Source organism: Pseudomonas sp. SLBN-26 (genome assembly GCF_006715895.1).
Lineage (GTDB): Bacteria > Pseudomonadota > Gammaproteobacteria > Pseudomonadales > Pseudomonadaceae > Metapseudomonas > Metapseudomonas otitidis.
This window is the reverse complement of record NZ_VFOB01000001.1, coordinates 2,077,546-2,096,916: the sequence shown is the minus strand read 5'-3', so window position 1 is coordinate 2,096,916 and position 19,371 is coordinate 2,077,546. Positions and strand designations below refer to the sequence as shown.

Annotated in this window: 21 protein-coding genes; 5 read left to right on the top strand and 16 right to left on the bottom strand. The window is 68.6% G+C overall.

Going from position 1 to position 19,371, the window contains the following annotated elements:
* Positions 1–117: 117 nt before the first annotated feature.
* Complete coding sequence (gene ribBA / locus FBY21_RS09680; protein ID WP_142010658.1) at positions 118–1,227, bottom strand: bifunctional 3,4-dihydroxy-2-butanone-4-phosphate synthase/GTP cyclohydrolase II; 1,110 nt, start codon at positions 1,225–1,227, stop codon at positions 118–120.
* Between the two features lie 69 nt (positions 1,228–1,296).
* Between ribBA and FBY21_RS09675 the strand changes: the two genes are divergently transcribed.
* Entirely contained in the window at positions 1,297–1,590 is a 294-nt protein-coding gene (locus FBY21_RS09675) for a DUF1330 domain-containing protein (RefSeq protein WP_074969395.1), read from the top strand.
* Between the two features lie 53 nt (positions 1,591–1,643).
* Here the strand turns inward: FBY21_RS09675 and FBY21_RS09670 are convergent, their stop codons facing one another.
* From FBY21_RS09670 to FBY21_RS09610, 13 genes are all read right to left on the bottom strand, one after another.
* Positions 1,644–2,207, bottom strand: a complete 564-nt coding sequence (locus FBY21_RS09670; RefSeq protein ID WP_044407968.1) for an NUDIX hydrolase — start codon at positions 2,205–2,207, stop codon at positions 1,644–1,646.
* Between the two features lie 2 nt (positions 2,208–2,209).
* Positions 2,210–2,962: a GntR family transcriptional regulator gene (locus tag FBY21_RS09665; protein WP_044407964.1), complete on the bottom strand. Its 753-nt coding sequence runs from the start codon at positions 2,960–2,962 to the stop codon at positions 2,210–2,212.
* Positions 2,963–3,027: 65 nt separating this feature from the next.
* Positions 3,028–3,432 carry a carboxymuconolactone decarboxylase family protein gene (locus FBY21_RS09660; RefSeq protein WP_044407962.1) on the bottom strand — a complete coding sequence of 135 codons (405 nt, stop codon included), beginning with the start codon at positions 3,430–3,432 and terminating at the stop codon, positions 3,028–3,030.
* Between the two features lie 19 nt (positions 3,433–3,451).
* Positions 3,452–4,903, bottom strand: coding sequence for an NAD-dependent succinate-semialdehyde dehydrogenase (locus FBY21_RS09655; RefSeq protein WP_142010655.1), 1,452 nt, complete (start codon positions 4,901–4,903; stop codon positions 3,452–3,454).
* Between the two features lie 60 nt (positions 4,904–4,963).
* Positions 4,964–5,449: a flavin reductase family protein gene (locus FBY21_RS09650; RefSeq protein WP_107330465.1), complete on the bottom strand. Its 486-nt coding sequence runs from the start codon at positions 5,447–5,449 to the stop codon at positions 4,964–4,966.
* A gap of 10 nt (positions 5,450–5,459) precedes the next feature.
* The gene (locus FBY21_RS09645; RefSeq protein ID WP_074969401.1) at positions 5,460–6,941 is read right to left on the bottom strand and encodes an aldehyde dehydrogenase; all 1,482 of its coding nucleotides are present in this window, start codon (positions 6,939–6,941) and stop codon (positions 5,460–5,462) included.
* Positions 6,938–7,771, bottom strand: a complete 834-nt coding sequence (locus FBY21_RS09640) for an alpha/beta fold hydrolase (RefSeq protein WP_044407951.1) — start codon at positions 7,769–7,771, stop codon at positions 6,938–6,940. Before FBY21_RS09640 ends, FBY21_RS09645 begins: the two co-directional genes overlap by 4 nt.
* A 26-nt stretch (positions 7,772–7,797) precedes the next feature.
* The gene (locus tag FBY21_RS09635; RefSeq protein WP_142010653.1) at positions 7,798–8,397 is read right to left on the bottom strand and encodes an amino acid synthesis family protein; all 600 of its coding nucleotides are present in this window, start codon (positions 8,395–8,397) and stop codon (positions 7,798–7,800) included.
* A gap of 254 nt (positions 8,398–8,651) precedes the next feature.
* The gene (locus FBY21_RS09630) at positions 8,652–8,918 is read right to left on the bottom strand and encodes a hypothetical protein (protein ID WP_044407944.1); all 267 of its coding nucleotides are present in this window, start codon (positions 8,916–8,918) and stop codon (positions 8,652–8,654) included.
* Positions 8,915–11,737: a DUF4132 domain-containing protein gene (locus FBY21_RS09625; protein ID WP_142010651.1), complete on the bottom strand. Its 2,823-nt coding sequence runs from the start codon at positions 11,735–11,737 to the stop codon at positions 8,915–8,917. The genes FBY21_RS09630 and FBY21_RS09625 overlap by 4 nt, the downstream gene beginning before the upstream one ends.
* A 25-nt stretch (positions 11,738–11,762) precedes the next feature.
* Positions 11,763–12,206 carry a hypothetical protein gene (locus tag FBY21_RS09620; RefSeq protein ID WP_142010648.1) on the bottom strand — a complete coding sequence of 148 codons (444 nt, stop codon included), beginning with the start codon at positions 12,204–12,206 and terminating at the stop codon, positions 11,763–11,765.
* A 90-nt stretch (positions 12,207–12,296) separates the two neighbouring features.
* Positions 12,297–13,091, bottom strand: a complete 795-nt coding sequence (locus tag FBY21_RS09615; protein WP_142010646.1) for a cytochrome c — start codon at positions 13,089–13,091, stop codon at positions 12,297–12,299.
* On the bottom strand, positions 13,091–13,450 hold the full coding sequence (locus FBY21_RS09610) for a rhodanese-like domain-containing protein (RefSeq protein ID WP_142010644.1): 360 nt from the start codon (positions 13,448–13,450) through the stop codon (positions 13,091–13,093). The genes FBY21_RS09615 and FBY21_RS09610 overlap by 1 nt, the downstream gene beginning before the upstream one ends.
* Before the next feature lie 661 nt (positions 13,451–14,111).
* Here FBY21_RS09610 and FBY21_RS09605 point away from each other — a divergent pair.
* From FBY21_RS09605 to FBY21_RS09590, 4 genes are all read left to right on the top strand, one after another.
* Positions 14,112–15,317 (top strand): acetyl-CoA C-acetyltransferase, encoded by a 1,206-nt coding sequence (locus tag FBY21_RS09605; RefSeq protein ID WP_142010642.1) that lies wholly within the window; start codon positions 14,112–14,114, stop codon positions 15,315–15,317.
* A gap of 16 nt (positions 15,318–15,333) precedes the next feature.
* Positions 15,334–17,478: a 3-hydroxyacyl-CoA dehydrogenase NAD-binding domain-containing protein gene (locus tag FBY21_RS09600; RefSeq protein ID WP_142010639.1), complete on the top strand. Its 2,145-nt coding sequence runs from the start codon at positions 15,334–15,336 to the stop codon at positions 17,476–17,478.
* Positions 17,479–17,613: 135 nt separating this feature from the next.
* Positions 17,614–18,342, top strand: a complete 729-nt coding sequence (locus FBY21_RS09595) for a DUF599 domain-containing protein (RefSeq protein WP_044407922.1) — start codon at positions 17,614–17,616, stop codon at positions 18,340–18,342.
* Positions 18,339–18,728 carry an MAPEG family protein gene (locus tag FBY21_RS09590; protein ID WP_044407919.1) on the top strand — a complete coding sequence of 130 codons (390 nt, stop codon included), beginning with the start codon at positions 18,339–18,341 and terminating at the stop codon, positions 18,726–18,728. The genes FBY21_RS09595 and FBY21_RS09590 overlap by 4 nt, the downstream gene beginning before the upstream one ends.
* Before the next feature lie 93 nt (positions 18,729–18,821).
* On the opposite strand, the gene FBY21_RS09585 is transcribed toward FBY21_RS09590, so the two are convergent.
* Both FBY21_RS09585 and FBY21_RS09580 read right to left on the bottom strand, forming a co-directional pair.
* The gene (locus tag FBY21_RS09585) at positions 18,822–19,040 is read right to left on the bottom strand and encodes a hypothetical protein (RefSeq protein ID WP_142010637.1); all 219 of its coding nucleotides are present in this window, start codon (positions 19,038–19,040) and stop codon (positions 18,822–18,824) included.
* Between the two features lie 67 nt (positions 19,041–19,107).
* Positions 19,108–19,332 carry a hypothetical protein gene (locus FBY21_RS09580; protein WP_074969418.1) on the bottom strand — a complete coding sequence of 75 codons (225 nt, stop codon included), beginning with the start codon at positions 19,330–19,332 and terminating at the stop codon, positions 19,108–19,110.
* Between the last annotated feature and the right edge of the window lie 39 nt (positions 19,333–19,371).

Below are 19,371 nucleotides of genomic sequence, written 5' to 3'. Positions count from 1 at the left end.
ATATCATATTATGGTATTCCAAACTTTGTGCAAGCACTTTGCCGTGCCGGTCGTCCTGCTGCAGCGCGATTCCCAAGGGGGCTGGCGGGCCACGGGATGCGCGGCCCGCTGCCGCCTTCAGCCGGTGAAGGGAATGCTTTCCACCACCTCCAGGTCGTAGCCGGTCAGGCCGGCGTATTTCAACGGTGGGCCGAGGTGCCGCAGCTTGCCCACGCCCAGGTCCTGGAGGATCTGGGCACCGGTGCCCACCTCGGAATAGATGCGTGATTGCGAGCGGGTGTACTGGCGCGGCGGCAGGGTGAGCTGCGGCACGCGCTCCAGCAGCGCCTGGGAGGACTCGTGGTTGGCCAGCACCACCACCATGCCGTGGCCTTCCTCGGCGACGCGCTGCAGGGCGGCCCAGAGGGTCCAGTTGGCCGGGCCGTGGTACTCGGCGCCGACCAGGTCGCGCAGCGGGTCGATGACGTGGACGCGGGCCAGGGTGGGGTGGTTGCGGTCGATCTCGCCCATCACCATGGCCATGTGCACGCCGCCTTCGATGCGGTCCTCGTAGGTGAACAGGCGGAAGGTGCCGTGCACGGTGGGCAGCTCGCGCTCGCCGATGCGCACCACGGTGTGCTCGTGGCTGAGGCGGTAGTGGATGAGGTCGGCGATGGTGCCGATCTTGATGCCGTGCTTCTCGGCGAAGCGCTCCAGGTCCGGGCGACGGGCCATGCTGCCGTCGTCGTTCATCACTTCGACGATCACCGAGGCGGGGCTGAAGCCGGCCAGGCGCGCCAGGTCGCAGCCGGCCTCGGTGTGGCCGGCACGGGTCAGTACGCCGCCTTCGCGGGCGCGCAGGGGGAAGATGTGGCCGGGCTGCACCAGGTCTTCCGGCACGGCGTCCGCCGCCACGGCAGCGGCCACGGTGCGGGCGCGGTCGGCGGCGGAGATGCCGGTGGTGACGCCGCTGGCGGCTTCGATGGAGACGGTGAAGGCGGTGCTGAAGGCGCTGCCGTTGCTCGGCACCATCTGCTCCAGGCCGAGGCGCTGGCAGTGCTCGTCGGTCAGGGTCAGGCAGATCAGGCCGCGGGCTTCCCGGGCCATGAAGTTGATGGCCTCGGGGGTGCAGCGCTCGGCGGCCAGCAGCAGGTCGCCTTCGTTCTCGCGGTCTTCGTCATCCACCAGCAGCACCATCTTGCCCTGGCGGTAATCGGCGATGAGTTCTTCGATGGGGTGGAAGGCCATGGGCTTCTCTCTGTGGGGTGTAAGACGTAATGTGGTATACCATATTACGAATTAACGCGAGAGGTCATCATGAAGGCTTACTGGATTGCTCATGTAGACGTAGAGGACGCCGATCAATACAGCCAGTACACCCAGCGCGCGCCGGCGGCGTTCGCCCGCTATGGGGCGCGCTTCCTGGCTCGGGGCGGGCGCAGCGAGGCGCTGGAGGGGCGTGACACCCCGCAGCGCAGCGTGGTGATCGAGTTCGATTCCTACGAGCAGGCGCTGGCCTGCTACCACTCGCCGGAATACCAGGAGGCCCGCCGCCACCGCGAAGGCGTGGCACGGGCCGAGGTGATCATCGTCGAGGGCATGGCGCCCTGAGCCGGGCGGCTTGCGTTCCGCACGCGCCCCTGAGGGCGACGCGGTGACGGCGGCTAGCGGATGAAGTGCACCTTGCCGCTGTCGTCGTTGCCCATGTAGATGCCGTAGACCCCCGCCTGGCGTTCTTCGATGTAGCGTTCGAGGATCTGCCGGATGGCGGGGTAGTAGATGGCGTCCCAGGGGATCTCGTCGGGGGCGAAGAAGCGGCAGTCCTGGGTTTCCGGGCCGTACTGGCCGGTGTCTTCCAGGACGATGGCGCGGAAGATGATGTAGACCTCGCTGATGCGCGGCACGCTGAAGATGGAGTAGGGCGAAAGGATCTCGGCGCGCACGCCGCTCTCTTCCCATACCTCGCGCAGGGCCGCCTGCTCGGTGGTCTCGTTGCCTTCCATGAAGCCCGCCGGCAGGGTCCAGGTGCCCGGACGCGGCGGGATGGCGCGCTGGCAGAGCAGGTACTTGCCGTCCCGCTCGATGATGCAGCCGGCAATGATCTTCGGGTTGACGTAGTGGATGTAGCCGCAGGCGCGGCACATCAGGCGTTCATGGGTGTCGCCCGCCGGCCGCTGGAGGCCGAGGTCCTGGCTGCCGCACTGGGCGCAGAAGTTCGGGCGACTCATGTTCAGCGGCCTATGCGCGGCTCTTTGAGGGCGATGGGGGCGGTGATCTCGGGCAGGTCGCCGCTCTCGTCCTGCTTGCGCTTGAGGTACTCCAGCGCCACCTTCGCGGCCGCGCGGACGTGGTCCACCGAGGCCTGGTGGGCGGCCAGCGGGTCGCCGCTCTTGATGGCCTCGACGATGCGCTCCATCTCCTGGTTGCTGGCGCCGCGACGGTTCTCCTGGGACACCGAGGTGGCGCGCAGGTAGCTGATGCGGGCCTGCAGCTGACGCAGCTGGGTGGCGGCGATGTGGTTGCCGGAGCCTTCCAGCAGCACGTCATAGAAGCCCTGGACCGAGTCGAGCACCTGTTGCAGCTCGCCGTCCTTGAGGGCCTTGCGGTTCTCTTCCAGGGCCTTTTCCAGCGCCTTGATGTCCTTGGCCTTGGCCCGCAGGGTGAACAGCTGGACGATCAGGCCTTCGAGCACGCAGCGCAGCTCGTAGATGTCGACGGCGTCTTCCAGGGTGATGATGGCCACGCGCGGGCCCTTGGCATCGGCGAATTCCACCAGCCCTTCGGATTCCAGGTGGCGCAGGGCCTCGCGGACCGAGGTGCGGCTCACGCCCAGGCGGTCGCAGAGGTCGCGTTCCACGAGGCGGTCACCGGGCAGGAGCTGGAAGTTCATGATGGCGCTTCGCAGCTTGTCCAGCACGATTTCACGGAGCGTGACGGGGTTGCGATTGACCTTGAAGCTGTCGTCGAGTGGCAGGCGTTTCATGGGGTCCGCTCTTTATGGGCTGTCCATGCGAAACGAGCACGATGCGCAGTGATCGTGCTCGTCATCTAAACAGCCGGGGTTTGACTGGAGGCTTCGGCGTCGGCTTCGGCGAAGGCTTCCCGGGCGAGCCGGAAACTGTCCACGGCTGCGGGAACGCCGCAATAGATACCGACCTGAAGCAGGATTTCGCGTATTTGTTCACGACTCAGACCGTTGCGCAAGGCACCCCGCACGTGCAGCTTGAGCTCGTGCGGCCGGTTCAGGGCCGAAATCATGGCCAAGTTTATCATGCTGCGTTCCTGGGGCGACAAACCCTCACGGCCCCAGACATGGCCCCAGCAGTACTCGGTGACCATCTCCTGCAGCGGGCGGGTGAAGTCGTCGGCGTTCTCGATGGAGCGCTTCACGTAGGCCTCGCCCAGCACGCGGGTGCGGATCTCCAGGCCCTTCTCGTATTTCTCGTTGCTCATGCGTCCAGCTCCCGGCGGCTCACAGGCCGCCCATGAGGGTGTATTTGATTTCCAGGTAATCCTCGATGCCGTAGTACGAGCCTTCGCGGCCCAGGCCCGAGGCCTTGATGCCGCCGAATGGCGCGACTTCGGTGGAGATCAGCCCTTCGTTGATGCCGACCATCCCGTACTCCAGCGCCTCGCTCATGCGCCAGGCGCGGCCCAGGTCGCGGGTGTAGCAGTAGGCCGCGAGGCCGAACTCGGTGTCATTGGCCAGGCGCACGGCCTCGGCTTCGTCCTGGAAGCGGAACACCGCCGCCAGCGGGCCGAAGGTTTCCTCGCGGGCCACCCTCATGCCGGTGTTGACCTCGGCCAGCACCGTGGGCGGGTAGAAGCCGTGGCCCAGCGGGTGGCGCTCGCCGCCGCAGAGCAGGCGGGCGCCCTGGGCGAGGGCGTCGCGCACGTGGTCTTCCACCTTGGCCACGGCGCGCTCGTTGATCAGCGGGCCCTGGGTGACGCCCTCGTCGAAGCCGCTGCCGACCTTCAGTTGCGCCACGCGCTCGGCCAGGCGGGCGACGAAGGCATCGTGGATGCCGTCCTGCACCAGGAAGCGGTTGACGCACACGCAGGTCTGCCCGGCGTTGCGGAACTTGGCCACCAGGGCGCCTTCCACGGCCCGCTCCAGGTCGGCGTCGTCGAAGACGATGAAGGGCGCATTGCCACCCAGCTCCAGGGACACCTTCTTCAGGGTCGGTGCGCACTGGGCCATCAGCAGCTTTCCGATGGCGGTGGAGCCGGTGAAGGAGAGCTTGCGCACGGCCGGGCTGGCGGTCAGCTCGCCACCGATGGCCACGGCGTCGCCGGTGATGACGTTGAACACTCCGGCCGGAATGCCCGCCTGCTCGGCCAGGGCCGCCAGGGCCAGGGCGGAGAAGGGCGTCTCCGGTGCCGGCTTGACGATGCACGGGCAGCCGGCGGCCAGTGCCGGGCCGGCCTTGCGGGTGATCATCGCGGCGGGGAAGTTCCACGGGGTGATGGCGGCGACCACGCCGATGGGCTCCTTGGTCACCACGATGCGTGCATCGCCCTTGTGGCTGGGGATGGTGTCGCCGTAGATGCGCTTGGCCTCCTCGGCGAACCATTCGATGAAGCTGGCGGCATAGACGATCTCGCCGCGCGCCTCGGCCAGGGGCTTGCCCTGTTCCAGGGTGAGGATCTGCGCCAGGGTCTCGGTGTGCTCGATCATCAGCGCATGCCAGCGCTTCAGGCGTGCGCTGCGGTCCTTGGCGGTCAGCGCGCGCCAGGCCGGCCAGGCGCGTTCGGCGGCCTCGATGGCCTGCCGGGCCTCTGCGGCGCCGAGGTTCGGCACCTGGCCGATGCAGGAACCGGTGGCGGGGTTGAAGATGTCCTGTCGCGCGCCGTCGGCGGCGTCCAGCCACTGGCCGTCGATGTAGGCCTGCTGGCGGAAGAGGGGGGAAGCGGTCGGGTTCATGCCCACTCCAGAAAGAAAAAAGAGGCCGTGGGGTGACAGATTACGGCCCCATAAAGGGGATCAGGCGAGGGGCGGCACCGCACCCAGCTTGCCCTTGTGATAGAGCATCGGGATGACCGGCTCCTCGGGCAGGATCAGGTTCTTCACCGCGCCGACGATGATGGCGTGGTCGCCACCGTCGTACTCGCGCCACAGCTCGCACTCGATGATCGCCGTGGCCTTGGCCAGCAGCGGGTTGCCCAGCTCGCTCAGGTGCCAGTCGATGCCCTTGGCCTTGTCCTTGCCCTTGCCGGCGAAGGCATAGGCCTCGGCGGTCTGCTCGGCGGCCAGCAGGTGGATGGCGAAGCGCTTGCTGTCCCGCAGCACCGGGTAGGTGTCGGAGGCGTAGTTGGGGCAGAACAGCACCAGGGCCGGGTCGATCGACAGGGCGCTGAAGGCGCTGGCGGTGATGCCGACGATCTGGCCGTCCGCGTCGAGGGTGGTGACCACGGTCACGCCCGACGGGAAGCGGCTCATCACGTCTTTGTAGATACCGGGTTCGATCATGGCGTGCCTCTCAGCGCATCACGAAGGGGTCAGGCATCGGCGCCTGGGACAGGTTGATCCACACCGTCTTCTGCTCGGTGTAGGCGATCACCGACTCGATGCCGCTCTCGCGGCCGTAGCCGCTGTTCTTGAAGCCGCCGATGGGCGCCATGGCGGACACCGCGCGGTAGGTGTTGACCCAGACGATGCCCGAGCGGATGTCCCGGGCCAGGCGATGGGCGCGGCCCAGGTCGCGGGTCCAGATGCCGGCGGCGAGGCCGAACTGCGAGTCGTTGGCGATCGCCAGGGCTTCGGCCTCGTCCTTGAAGCGGATCACCGAGGCCACCGGGCCGAACACCTCTTCCTGCATGATCTTCATCGAGTTGCGGTCGCACTCGAACAGCGTCGGCTCGTAGAACCAGCCCTGTTCCAGGTGCGCCGGGCGCTTGCCGCCCAGGCGCAGGCGTGCGCCCTCGGCCAGGGCGTCGGCCACCAGGCCCTCGACCACGGCGAGCTGCTGCGCGGTGGCCATGGGGCCCATCTCGCTGGCGTCGTCCTGCGGGTTGCCGATGCGGATGCGCTGGGCGCGTTCGATCAGGCGGCTGACGAATTCGTCGTAGATGCTGTCCTGCACCAGCAGGCGCGAGCCGGACACGCAGCTCTGCCCGGAGGCGGCATAGATGCCGGCCACGGCGCCGTTGATGGCGCTGTCCAGGTCGGCGTCGGCGAAGATGATGTTCGGCGACTTGCCGCCCAGCTCCAGGGACAGCTTGGCGAAGTTCTCCGCGCTGCTGCGCACCACGTGGCGGGCGGTGGCGGCGCCGCCGGTGAAGGCGATCTTGCGCACCAGCGGGTGGCGGGTGAGAGCAGCGCCGGTGCTCGGGCCGTAGCCGGTCACCACGTTGACCACGCCCGCCGGGAAGCCGGCTTCGAGGGCCAGGCGCGCCAGTTCGAGGATGGTTGCCGAGGCGTGCTCGGACGGCTTGAGCACGATGGTGTTGCCGGCGGCCAGGGCCGGGGCCAGCTTGATCGCCGTCAGGTACAGCGGGCTGTTCCAGGGGATGATCCCGGCCACCACGCCCAGCGGCTCGTGCACGGTGTAGGCGAACATGTCCGGCTTGTCGATCGGCAGGGTGCCGCCTTCCAGCTTGTCCGCCAGGCCGGCGGTGTAGTGGAAGAACTCCGGCAGGTAGCCGACCTGGCCGCGGGTCTCGCGGATCAGCTTGCCGTTGTCACGGCTTTCCAGCTGGGCCAGGTGTTCCTTGTTCTCGGCGATCAGGTCGCCCAGGCGGCGCAGCAGCTTGCCCCGCGCGGTGGCGGTGAGGCTGCGCCAGGCCGGCGCTTCGAAGGCGGCCTGGGCGGCCTGGACGGCGCGCTCGACGTCGGCTTCGTCCGCGTCGGGCAGCTCGGCCCAGGGTTCGGCCAGGGCCGGGTTGAGGCTCTGGAAGGTCTTGCCGGACAGGGCGTCGACCCATGCCCCGCCGATGCACATCTGGAAGCGTGCGAGTGTCATGCAACGATCCCCTTGATTGGATTGGGTCGGGCCTGTGCCGTGGCCAGGAAGTCCAGCAACAGCTGGTTGACCAGGCGCGGCGACTCGACCGGCATCATATGCCGTTGTTCGGCCAGTACGGCGGCCCGCGCACCGGGAATGCGCTGGGCGAGCTGCTCGGCCATCTCCGGCGTCGAGCCCGGGTCCAGCTCGCCGGTGGCGATCAGGGTCGGCACGCGGATGTTGCCCAGGTCGTCGGCGCGGTACATGTCCTGGGTGGCGAACAGCTCATAGGTGGTCAGGTAGCCCTGCGGGTCGTTGCTCGCCAGGGTCTGGCGGATCGCCGCGATCTGCGCCGGGTTGGCAGCCTGGTACTCACGGCTGAACCAGCGCGACAGCGCCGCCTCGGCGTTGGCGTCCGGCCCGTGCTGGGCGGCCTGGGCAGTGCGGGCGATGACGCCGGCACGCTGCTCCGGCGTGCGGTTGAACACGCTGTTGAGCACCACCAGGCCCTGCAGGTACTGGGGGTAGTGCAGGGCGAAGGCGCGGGCCACCAGCCCGCCCATGGAGAAGCCGATCACCGTGACCTGGGTCAGGCCCAGGTGATCGAGCAACTCGCGCAACTGGTCGGCGTAACCGAGCAGCTCGGTGCCGGGCTCCGGGCGCGGGCTGTCGCCATGACCCAGCATGTCGTAGGCGATCACGCGGTACTGCGTGGCCAGGCCGACGACCTGGCCGCCCCACATTTCTTTGTTGAGGCCCACACCGTGGATCAGCACCACGGGTTGGCCTTGTCCGGTCGCCAGGTAGCTGGTGCCGGCGGGGGTACGTTCAGCGGTGAGCCGAATCATGGAGCGCTCCTGCACTTCTTGTTGGATCAGCGGTTCTGCTCGGCTTTCTCGGCAGCCAGCTCTTCCAGATCGATGTAGCGGTTGCCGATGCGCGGGTGCAGGCGGCCACCGTCGGCGGCGCCGAGCACGACGATGATCTCGTCGGCACGCGGGGCGTCCTCGATCTGCATTTCCAGGGTGATGTAGTGGGAGCGCAGGCCTTCGTCGTCCTTGTGCATCATCGGGATCTGGATGGAGGTGCCGGGGCCACCGCGCTTGTTGGTGAAGCTCAGGTAGCTCTTGGCATCCACCGCCTGGCGGTAGTGGTTGCCGAAGCGCAGGGTGTGGATCACCGCCGAGGCGTGCTCGACCTCACCGTCTGCACCGACCACCGCCGCCTTGCCGTAGGCCTCGATCTTGTCGGCGCCGCCGACCAGGGCCACCAGGCGCTCGACCATCAGGGCGCCGAGGTCGGAGCAGTTGGCCTTGATCTCGGGCTTGAGGTCTTCCACGAAGCCGCGGCCCAGCCAGGGGTTCTTGATCACGACAGCCAGCCCGGCCATGGTCACGGGCTTCTCGGCGGACTTGCCGCCTTCGATGAAGGTTTCTTCGACGTAGCTGACGATCTTGCGGATTTCAAAACTCATGAACGGCTCCAGTCAGGTGGGCGGAAGTGTCTGTGCGTATGATGGTATACCATAATATCAGCAGTGCAAGTATCAGCTGTGACTTTCTGAAGGGGTGCAGATGGCTGGCGCCGTGTAGCCACATGCCGCGACGGTTGCAGGAAGGTGGAGGAGACCGGCGTGGCGTGCTGCCGTGGGGCCGGTTAACAGGCGGGACAACGGGTGCGCATACCCGGGCGCGGCCGGGTACGCGTCAGCCCGCTATGGAAGAGCGGCTATTCGTAAAGACTGCCGCACAGCAGAAAGGTGGCGGCGCAGCGCCAGGGGTTGGCGCCTGCCAGGCCCTGGCGGGCGCCGAAGTCGCTGTCGTCGGCCCAGGCCAGGGCGCCGTCGAGGAAGTCCTCGATGGTGTCGTGGGCCCAGGCGCCGGTCTCCGGGGCGGCGAGGGCGCGCAGGCGGTCTTCGCGCAGGGCGCGGACGAAGGCGAGGAAGCTGGCGGCGTCCTCCACCTGCTCCAGCCGCTCGTTCAGCGTGGCGCTCATGCCGGCGCCTCGCTGCGGCGGATCTGTTCGAGGATGCTCGGGTCGTCGATCGCCCCGTCGTCCAGCAGCAGGAACAGCTTGCTGATGATCTCGCTGGTGCGCGCGTCGCTGTCGGCGAAGGGCAGGTAGAGGTCATCCGCCGGCTTGCCGGCCGGGACGATGCACAGGTAGTTGCCCGGCTCGATATGGATGACGCCGCTGCCCAGGTGCAGCCGGTAGCGCGCGCGGCTGCCGGTGATGTGGGCGTGGTGGCCCTCGCAGCGCACGTTGGCCAGCCCCAGGTTGCCCACCAGGGCCTGCACCAGCTCGGCGCGGCGCTGGATGACCTCGGCGCTGCCGGCGTGGGTGCCGGTCTCGCCGGTGAAGGCCACGGAGACGATCAGGTCGGCGTCGCGCAGGGTCTCGGAGAACACCAGCGGCGGGACCTCTTGCAAGGGAAGGGGCGCGCGGTCGCGGACGAATTCGATGGCTTGCAGGGTGATGGTCTCGGTCAGCGGCAGGTAGCGCTGCGCATCGGGGAAGTCGACGAAGGCATACAGGCCCTGGCCCCAGTTGCGGAACACTTCCTCGCCGTCATGGGTGGTCCAGCCCCGGGCCCGCAGCAGGCGGGCGGCCACGGCGCTGCGCAGCACGTGACCGGCGAAGCGCATGGATTTCAGGCCGTTCTCCCGTTCGGCCGGGGTCAGCAGGTACAGCTCGCGGAACACCTGCTTGAAGGGCTGCACCCGGCGCTGGGCCACCAGGGCCTGCTGCCAGGCGGAGAGCGCGCCGGCTTCGTACAGGTGCAGCGGGTGGGCGATCAGCAGCGGGCCTTCGATGGGGCGCGCCGGTCCGGCCAGCGGGCGCAGGGCGAAGGCGTCGCCGTCCAGCCAGCCCAGCAGGCCGTCGCCATCGCGCAGTACCAGGTGGTCCAGCAGCAGGCGCGCCGCCGGCATGCGCAGCAGCTGGTGCAGTTGCGCCGGCTCCAGGGCTTCGCCCCGGGCCATCATGGTTTCCAGGGTCAGGCGGAAGCGGCGGATCTGGTCCTTCATGCGGCCCTGCAGGGCCTTCAGCTCCGCGTGGCCGTCGTGCTTGCGCAGGGCGGCGGGGACGGACTTCAGGCGCTTGCTGCCCTTGCCGGCGACCATGACCGGGTTGAGCCCCTGCAATTCCAGCCACAGGTCGTAGCCGTCCAGGTGCAGGCGGTCCGGGGTCTGTTCGGCGATCTCCGCTTCCATCGCCCATTCCAGCCGCGTGGCGTCGCCATAGCCGGCGGTGCGGGCGAGGTTCTCCAGGCCGGCCTGGATGGCCGCCTGGGAGTTGGCCTGGCGTTCGGCTCCGTAGCGCTCGACTTCGCGGTGGTAGCGCTTGAGGGTCAGGTAGCGTTCGCGGGTTTCGTCCGCGCCGCTTGTGGGCAGCAGGCCGTAGGCGCGCAGGGCGGCCTGGGCGTGGCGTTGCAGCTTCTTCTCCAGGGCCTTGCGCTCCAGGCCGCGGAAGGCGTCCAGCAGCAGGCGGGTGTTGGGGAAGGCCCAGGGGGTGCCTTCCAGCGCGGCGAGGTAGTCGGCCAGGTGCCCGGCATCGGCCTGGTCCAGGGCGGCTTGCAGGGCGTCGCGGTCCACCACGCCCAGCTCCGGGTCGTCGCTGCTCTGCAGGTCTTCCACCAGGTGCCCGGTGTGGTCGACGGCCAGCGCCAGGTCGAGGTAGAGGCGCTGCAGGGGCTTCAGGTCGCTCCAGCCGAGGGCGTCCAGCACGGCTTCGCTGGCTGCACCGCTGAAGGGCAGGGCGGTGAGCAGGCTGGCGCGGGGGAAGCCGGCGAGTTGTTCGGCCAGTGCGGCCTCTTCGTCCTTTTCCAGGTGGCCGACGTCGAGCAGGGCGGTCAGTACGCGGCCCTGATGGTTTTCGTAGTGCCTTTCGAGGGCTTCTGGCTCCAGGCCGAGGCGTGCCAGCTCGCGCACGCCGGCCAGCAACCAGTGGGCGGTGGAGGTGCCGCGCTCGCCGATCAGGCTGCGCAGCTGCTCGGCGCTTTCCGGCAGTTGGGCCAACGAGCGCTGGACGAAGTCGGCGTTGAGCGCGTCCAGCCGTTGTTCGCCTGGGCTGCCGCCTGCTGCGAGGGGCGGCAGGGTGCACAGGCTGTCGGCCCAGGTGTGCACGGCGTGCTCGTGCCGGGCGGCATCCAGGCGGCCGGCGTCGGCCAGGCCCACGGCGAAGCGCCGGATGGCGTCCTCGGCCCTGCCCTGGTAGCTCCCGGCCAGCCGTGGGTGATAGGCGTCTTCGAGGGGGTTGCGGCGGTCCCAGTCGCCGCTGAGCAGCCACTGGGCAACGTCCAGCCAGGCATTGTCGACGGGGTGTTCGGCCAGCAGCTCCAGGCAGTCTGCCAGGTTGGGGGTGGTCCAGGCGTTGGCGGGGTCGTGCCAGTAATAGCGGGCCACGTAGCCAGGGCGGAGGGCGTGGTCGCTGTCTTCGAAGGCGTGGGCCAGTATGTGCCGCACGCGCCGCTCCAGGGCCTGGAAGCTGCGGGTGCTCGGGTAGGCGGCGACACCGACGCTGCTGGTGATCTGCAGCAGGCGTTGGCGGGTGTAGAGGTGTTCGGTTTCGTCGTGGCCCAAGCTGCGCGGGAAGACCAGGGCGTCCACCAGGGCCTGCGGGCCGTCGGGGCCGGCTTCGGCGAGGAAGGCGTCGGCCAGGGCCAGGCCGTCCACCTCGTCCCAGAACGGGTGATGGTGGCCGTCTTCGGCCAGCAGCGCGTCGCGTTCGGGCAGGGCATCCAGGGTGCGGTCGAGGAAGGCTTCGAGCAGAGCGATGCGGGCCTGCTGATGGGCATCGGCTTGGTAGTGCTGCATGGGGGGTGTCCGTTCGTGTTGGGGGTCAGCCGCCGACCAGGGGCACCAGGCGCAGGAAGGTGAGCCGGGCCTGGGCGGGCAGGTCGAGGGAATGGTCGAGGTCGTTGAGCATCTGGCCGTCGAGGAGGATGCGGTAGCGGCGCTGGCGGAAGCCCTCCAGGGCGCGCTGAACTTCGGCTTCGGCGTCGATCCGGGGGGCGTCGGGCCGCTCGGCGTGCGGCTTGATGGCACCTCGCGCGGCCTGGCGGCGGATCTCGTCATCGCTGAGGTAGTCGGCAGGGGGGCTGGCCTGGAGGCGGTCCAGCCAGCCGGCGACCGTCCGTTCGGCCACCTGGTGCAGCACCACCCGGCGGATCAGCTCGCCCAGGGTGAGCCGGGAGTCCGCCAGGTGCAGGTTGAGGTCGGGGGTGAAGGCTTCGTTGCGGGCCCCGCGAAGGACCAGGCTCTCGACGTGCAGCTCGGTGCTCATGCTGGCCCTCCAGGCCGGCGATTCAGGTGAGCGAGCGTAGCGCTGGCGAGGCCGGCAGGAAAGGCCGGCTGCGCGGGTTCGTGGCGGCGGTCACGGCGTCTTGCGGCCGCTCATGTGGCGCAGGTAGGCGACCAGTTGTTCCAGCTGCGCGTCATCGATGACCTGGGCGGGGAAGGCCGGCATGCGCGCTTCCGGCCAGCGGCGCAGGCTCTGCGGGTCGCGGATGTAGCGTTGCAGGAAGCCTTCGGCGAAGTATTCGGTGGGGTTGTAGGGCAGGTTCAGGTCGGGGCCGAACTGGGCGTCCCCGGCGCCGTTGAGGCGGTGGCAGGCCAGGCAGTTCTTCTGGAACAGGGCGAAGCCGGCCTGGACGTCGGCGCTGGCATCCGAGGCTGGTAGCAGCGCGGGGAAGCGCTCGGCGACGGAGGCCAGGGCGCGGATCTTCACCACCTGGAAGGGCCATTGCTCGGGGCTGATGCCGCCGGCTTCGGGGGCGGTCCACACCAGGTAGAAGGGGCCGGCGCTGGGCTTGTCCTTGGCCAGGCCCGGCCAGGGCTTGGCCGGGTCTTCCACGGCCAGCCAGGCGCGGGCGCCCTCGCGGGCCAGCAGCGGGGCGGCGCTGAGTTCGGCGGCGAAGCCGTCGGCCGCCACGGCCTGCAGGTGCTGCTCCGGCGCCACCCCGGGCAGCAGGGCCGCCAGGGGCACGGCCCGGTAGGTCATGGCGCGCTTGTAGGCGACGTCCTGGGGGATGCGCACTTCCTGGGCCTGGGGATGGGCAAGCAGCTCGGCGGTACTCAGGGTGCGGGTACCGCCGGGCAGTTCCAGGGTCAGGTCGGCGGCGCGGGCCAGGCCGGTGGCGAGCAGCAGGGCAAGGAGCAGGTGGCGCATCAGGGGGCGTTCTCCAACAGGGGCTTGAGCCGGGTGTAGCCGCCGGCATTCTGCACGTTGGTATAGCCCCGGGCGAGCAGGTCGTCCTGGGCGATGCCGGAGCGCCTGCCGCTGCGGCAGTACAGGACGATGGGGGTGGACTTGTCCGGGGCGACCTCGGCGATGCGCTTGCCGATGTCTTCGAAGCCGATGTAGCGGGCACCGGGGAGCGCGCCTTCCTGGATCTCCTCCGGCGTACGCACATCGATCAGCACGGCGCCCTCCTGCTTCAGGGCTTCCAGGGCGGCGGCCTGGTCGACGTCGCCGGCGACCGCGTGGAGGCTGAGGGAGAGGGCGAGCGGGGTGATCAGATAGCGCATGGGTTCAGTTCCTTCCAAACAGTGACCGGTTGGACCCTAGCACACTCCAAAAAGGCTGTTCGACCGCTTTGGAACGCGGGTTCCAGCCCTGCGGGGGATGTCGTTTTGATGGCGTGCGGACGCTCCTTGCCCGCGCTGCGCCGCGTTGAGCGGGGCGTAGCGCAGGCAGGCGGTGGTCAACCGACCAGGCGAGTCAGATTGGGAAGGATCAGGATGAGCGTGGTGGCAAAGACGATAAGGCTCGCCTGCCGCATCTTCGGCTGTTTGAACATGGCCAACTGCCTTTCTTCTTGTTGGGGCGCGGCGTCGGGCCCTTACGGCCTGGCCTGGTGCTGGCGCCCCGTGGCGTTGCTGATCGACCGCTCCGGCATGACCCGGCAACGGCCCCTTGCCCGTTGAACACTAGGTGCGGCCCGCCCGGCGGCTTAGAACGCTTGGGATCAAGCCGCCGGCCTTTACCCTCGGCTTTGCCATAGCGTCAGGGGTGAGCCTTGGGCCAGAGCCTCGCGTTGACCCCGGGGTCAGCCGACCGTTCGTCTGAGCGCCGTGGTCAATGGCGCTGAGCAGTTCGGTCATTGAGCCGGCGGGCGTCGCCGTTAAGGTAGACCCACCGTGGTCGGCCCCGGGTCGGCCCGTCTGCCTAACGACAAGAGAGAACGCCATGACCGAAGCATTTATCTACGACGCGGTGCGCACGCCCCGCGGCAAGGGCAAGAAGGACGGGGCGCTGCACAGCGTCAAGCCGGTCAACCTGATCGCCGGGCTGCTCAAGGCCCTGGAGGTGCGCAACACGCTGGACACCAGCCAGGTGGACGACATCGTCCTCGGCTGCGTGACCCCGGTGGGCGACCAGGGCGCCGACATCGCCAAGACCGCCGCGCTGGTGGCCGACTGGGACGAGACCGTCTCGGGCCAGCAGATCAACCGCTTCTGCGCGTCGGGCCTGGAGGCCGTGAACCTCGCCGCGATGAAGGTGCGCTCCGGCTTCGAGGACCTGGTGGTGGCCGGTGGCGTGGAATCCATGTCGCGCATCCCCATGGGCTCCGACGGCGGCGCCTGGGCCATGGACCCGGAAACCAACCTGCACACCCACTTCGTGCCCCAGGGCATCGGCGCCGACCTGATCGCCACCCTGGAAGGCTTCAGCCGCCAGGACGTGGACGCCTTCGCCCTGCGCTCCCAGCAGAAGGCCGCCCGCGCCAGCGCCGACGGCTCGTTCAGCAAATCCCTGGTGCCGGTCACCGACCAGAACGGCATCGTGCTGCTGGACCACGACGAGTTCATCCGCGGCGAATCCACCCTCGAAGGCCTCGGCGCCCTCAAGCCGAGCTTCGAGATGATGGGCCAGATGGGCTTCGACGCCACCGCGCTGCGCAAGTACAGCCACGTCGAGCGCATCCACCACGTGCACACCCCGGGCAACAGCTCCGGCATCGTCGACGGCGCCGCCGCCATGCTCATCGGCTCCGCAGCCAAGGGCAAGGAACTGGGCCTCAAGCCCCGCGCACGCATCGTCGCCACGGCGGTGACCAGCACCGACCCGACCATCATGCTCACCGGCCCGGCGCCGGCCACCCGCAAGGCCCTGGCCAAGGCCGGGCTGTCGGTGGCGGACATCGACCTGTTCGAGGTCAACGAAGCCTTCGCCTCGGTGGTGATGAAGTTCATGAAGGACATGGGCGTGCCGGAGGAGAAGGTCAACGTCAACGGCGGTTCCATCGCCATGGGCCACCCCCTGGGCGCCACCGGTTGCGCCATCCTCGGCACCCTGCTCGACGAGCTGGAGAAGCGCCAGCTGCGCTACGGCCTCGCCACCCTTTGCGTGGGCGGCGGCATGGGTATCGCAACGATCATTGAGCGCGTTTGAGGCCGGAGAACAAAAAATGACTGACGCCATCCGTTACGAAAAAGGCCCGGACAACATCGTCGTCCTGACCATCGACATGCCCGGCCAGAGCGCCAACACCATGAACGCGGTGTACCGCGAGGCCATGGGCGCCACCGTGGACCGCCTGGAAGCCGAGAAGGATTCCATCGCCGGGGTCATCGTCACCTCCGCCAAGAAGACCTTCTTCGCCGGCGGCGACCTCAACGAACTGATCAAGGTCACCCAGGCCGACGCCAACGGCTTCTACCAGATGATCCTCAAGATCAAGGGCCAGCTGCGCCGCCTGGAGAGCCTCGGCAAGCCCGTGGTTGCCGCCATCAACGGCGCGGCCCTGGGCGGCGGCTGGGAAATCTGCCTGGCCTGCCACCACCGCATCGCCCTTGACGAGAGCCACGTCCAGCTCGGCCTGCCGGAAGTCACCCTGGGCCTGCTGCCCGGTGGCGGCGGCGTGGTGCGCATGGTGCGCCTGCTGGGCATCGAGAAGGCGCTGCCGTACCTCGCCGAAGGCAAGAAGGTGCGCCCGGACCAGGCCCTCAAGGCCGGCCTGATCCACGACATCGCCAAGGACCGCGACGAGCTGCTGGCCAAGGCCCGCGCCTTCATCGCCGCCAACCCCACGGCCGTGCAGCCCTGGGACGTGAAGGGCTACAAGATCCCCGGCGGCACCCCGTCGACCCCGGCCGTGGCGCAGATGCTGGCCATCGCCCCGAGCGTGCTGCGGGACAAGACCAAGGGCTGCTTCCCGGCGCCGGAGAAGATCATGTGCGCCGCCGTCGAAGGCGCCCAGGTGGACTTCGACACCGCCCAGTTGATCGAGGCGCGCTACTTCACTGAGCTGACCACCGGCCAGGTGGCGAAGAACATGATCGGCACCTTCTGGTTCCAGCTGAACGAGATCAACGCCGGCAGCTCCCGGCCCAAGGGCCCGACCCGCTATGAAACGAAGAAGGTCGGCGTGCTCGGCGCCGGCATGATGGGCGCGGGCATCGCCTACGTCTCCGCCGCCGCCGGCATCGAGGTGGTGCTCAAGGACGTCTCCATCGAAGCCGCCGAGAAGGGCAAGGCCTACTCCGCCGGCCTGCTGGACAAGAAGGTCGCCCGTGGCCACATGAGCGCGGAGAAGCGCGACGCCTTCCTCGCCCGCATCAAGCCGACCGTGGATGACGCCGACTTCGACGGCTGCGACCTGATCATCGAGGCCGTGTTCGAGAACCGCGAGCTGAAGGGCAAGGTCACCGCCGCCGCCGAGGCGGCGGCCCGGCCGGATGCGGTGATCGCCTCCAACACCTCCACGCTGCCCATCACCGGGCTGGCCACCGCCGTGGCCAAGCCGGAGAAGTTCATCGGCCTGCACTTCTTCAGCCCGGTCGACAAGATGCCGCTGGTGGAGATCATCCGGGGCGAGAAGACCTCGGACGAGACCCTGGCCCGTGGCTTCGACTACGTGCTGCAGATCAAGAAGACCCCCATCGTGGTCAACGACAGCCGGGGCTTCTTCACCTCGCGGGTGTTCGGCACCTTCACCAACGAAGGCATCGCCATGCTCGGCGAGGGCGTGTCGGCGGCGATGATCGAGAACGAGACCCGCAAGGCCGGCATGCCGGTAGGCCCGCTGGCGATCTCCGACGAGGTCTCCATGAGCCTGATGACCCACATCCGCAACCAGACCGCCGCCGACCTCAAGGCCGAAGGCAAGGCGATGCCGCAGCACCCGGCCTTCGCCGTGATCGACCTGATGGTCAACGAGTTCAAGCGCCCCGGCAAAGCGGCCGGCGGCGGCTTCTACGAGTACCCGGCAGGCGGCAAGAAGCACCTGTGGCCGGAGCTGAAGGCGCGCTTCGAGAAGGCCGACCGGCAGATCCCGCAGGAAGACGTGCGCGACCGCATCCTGTTCATCCAGGCCATCGAGACTGTGCGCTGCGTGGAGGAGGGCGTGCTGCTGTCCACCGCCGACGCCAACATCGGTTCGATCTTCGGCATCGGCTTCGCCGCCTGGACCGGCGGGGCGCTGCAGTTCATCAACCAGTACGGCCTGGACGACTTCGTCGCCCGTGCCCGCTACCTGGCCGAGCAGTACGGCGAGCGCTTCGAGCCGCCGGCGCTGCTGCTGGAGAAGGCGGCGAAAGGGGAAACCTTCTGAGCCCCGCGCGGGTCTGTCACCACAGGCCCGCACCCTGCTGAAAAACGTGCGGATAGCGACCTGCAGGGCGCTGTCCGCACGCGCTCGGGCGACTGCCGGCCGTTATAATGCGCGGCATTCTGCCTAGGAGCCTTCATGTCGAGCCACGCCCTGCACAACGTCATCGCAATCATCTGGTTCATCGTCTGCTGGGTCGGCTATACCCGCTACGCCATCTGGAAGGGCCGCGACACCCCCTGCCTCGCCTCGGTCATGCACCTCTACCGCGAGGACTGGATGCGCCGGCTGCTGATGCGCGACAACCGCATCGCCGATGCCAGCGTGATCGCCAACCTGGAGCGCAACGCGTCGTTCTTCGCCTCCAGCACCCTCATCATCCTCGCCGGCGTGCTCACGGTGCTGGGCTCCACCGAGCGCGCGGTGTCGATCCTCGCCGACCTGCCGTTCGTGCAGTCGGCCACCCGGGGCATCTCCGAGGTCAAGCTGCTGTCCATTGCGGTGGTGTTCGTCTACTCCTTCTTCACCTTCAGCTGGTGCATGCGCCAGTACAACTTCGCCGCCGTGCTGGTGGGGTCGGCGCCGCTGATCGGTGAGCGCAATGTGGGGGACCAGGAGCGCAAGGACTTCGCCGAGCGCACCGCGCGGGTCATCTCCCTGGCGGCCAACCAGTTCAACCTGGGCCTGCGCAGCTACTACTTCGGCCTGGCCATGCTGGCCTGGTTCATCAACCCCTGGTTCTTCATGATCGTGACGGCGGGTGTGGTGCTGGTGCTGTACCGCCGCGAGTTCCATTCCGCCGTTCTGGACGTGATGGTCTACACCCCGACCCGGGCGCCCGAGCCGCCCAAGGAGAAAGAGGAATGAGTCTGCCGTTCTGGTGTGTGCTTCTTGCTGTGCTGCTGACCTACATCCCACGGATTTTCGTGGGCAAGGCAATGAAGGAGGAGGGCAGTGGTTACGACAACCACAACCCCCGGATCCAGCAGGCGCGCCTCACCGGGCTCGGGGCGCGGGCGCTGGCGGCGCACCTCAACAGCATCGAGATGTTCCCGCTGTTCCTCGCCGGGGTGCTGATGGCCCACACCACCGACACCCGTGGCTGGCTGGTGGACGGCCTGGCGCTGACCTTCATCGCGGCGCGGCTGGTGTTCCTGTTCTGCTACTTGCGCGACCTGTCGACGCTTCGCAGTCTGGCCTGGTTCGTCAGCCTGTTGTGCTGCCTGGTGCTGATGCTCAGCCCGGCACTCTGATCCCATGGCCCCGGCCAGGCCGGGGCACCCTCCTGCCGAGCGCTACCTTCCTGGCAGCGCCCGGCCCTTCAAGGCATTCCTGCGCGTACAACCTCACCCATCACGGGCGGTGGACGGCTGCCCGGCGGAGGCATCCCGGGTGGCCGGGCGGGCCGGTTCGGCCTGGGGCGGCTGGCTGGCCGCGAGCAATGAGTCCAGCGCCTGGGAGGCGGACTCCTCGGCGGCGGCGAGGCGGTCTTCGGTGGTGGGTTCGCAGGCACTGAGCGCCAGCGTGAGGGCGAGGCAGAGGGGCAGGGCGAGGCGTTTGCGCACGGTGGTCCTCCTGGACAAGGCGGACGGTAGGGCATGAGGCCGCCAGCCGGGGCTGGCGGCCTGCAGGTTACTGCTGGGTGCCGCCTTGCGGGGCGGCCGGCGAAGTGGTTTCGCCCGGTGCAGTGCTGGGGGCGGCAGGGGCGGGTGCCGGCTGGGTCGGCGGAGTCGCTTCCGGTTGCGTGGTGGCCGGCGGGGTCGCCGGTTGGGCGGCTTTCTCATCCGAGGGCTTGTCGCAGGCGGCCAGGCCCAGGGCAGAGGCGAGCAACAGGCTGTAGGCGAGAGGCTTTTTCATGTAGGTCTCCTTGGTCCGATGAATGTCGAGACCCCCTTT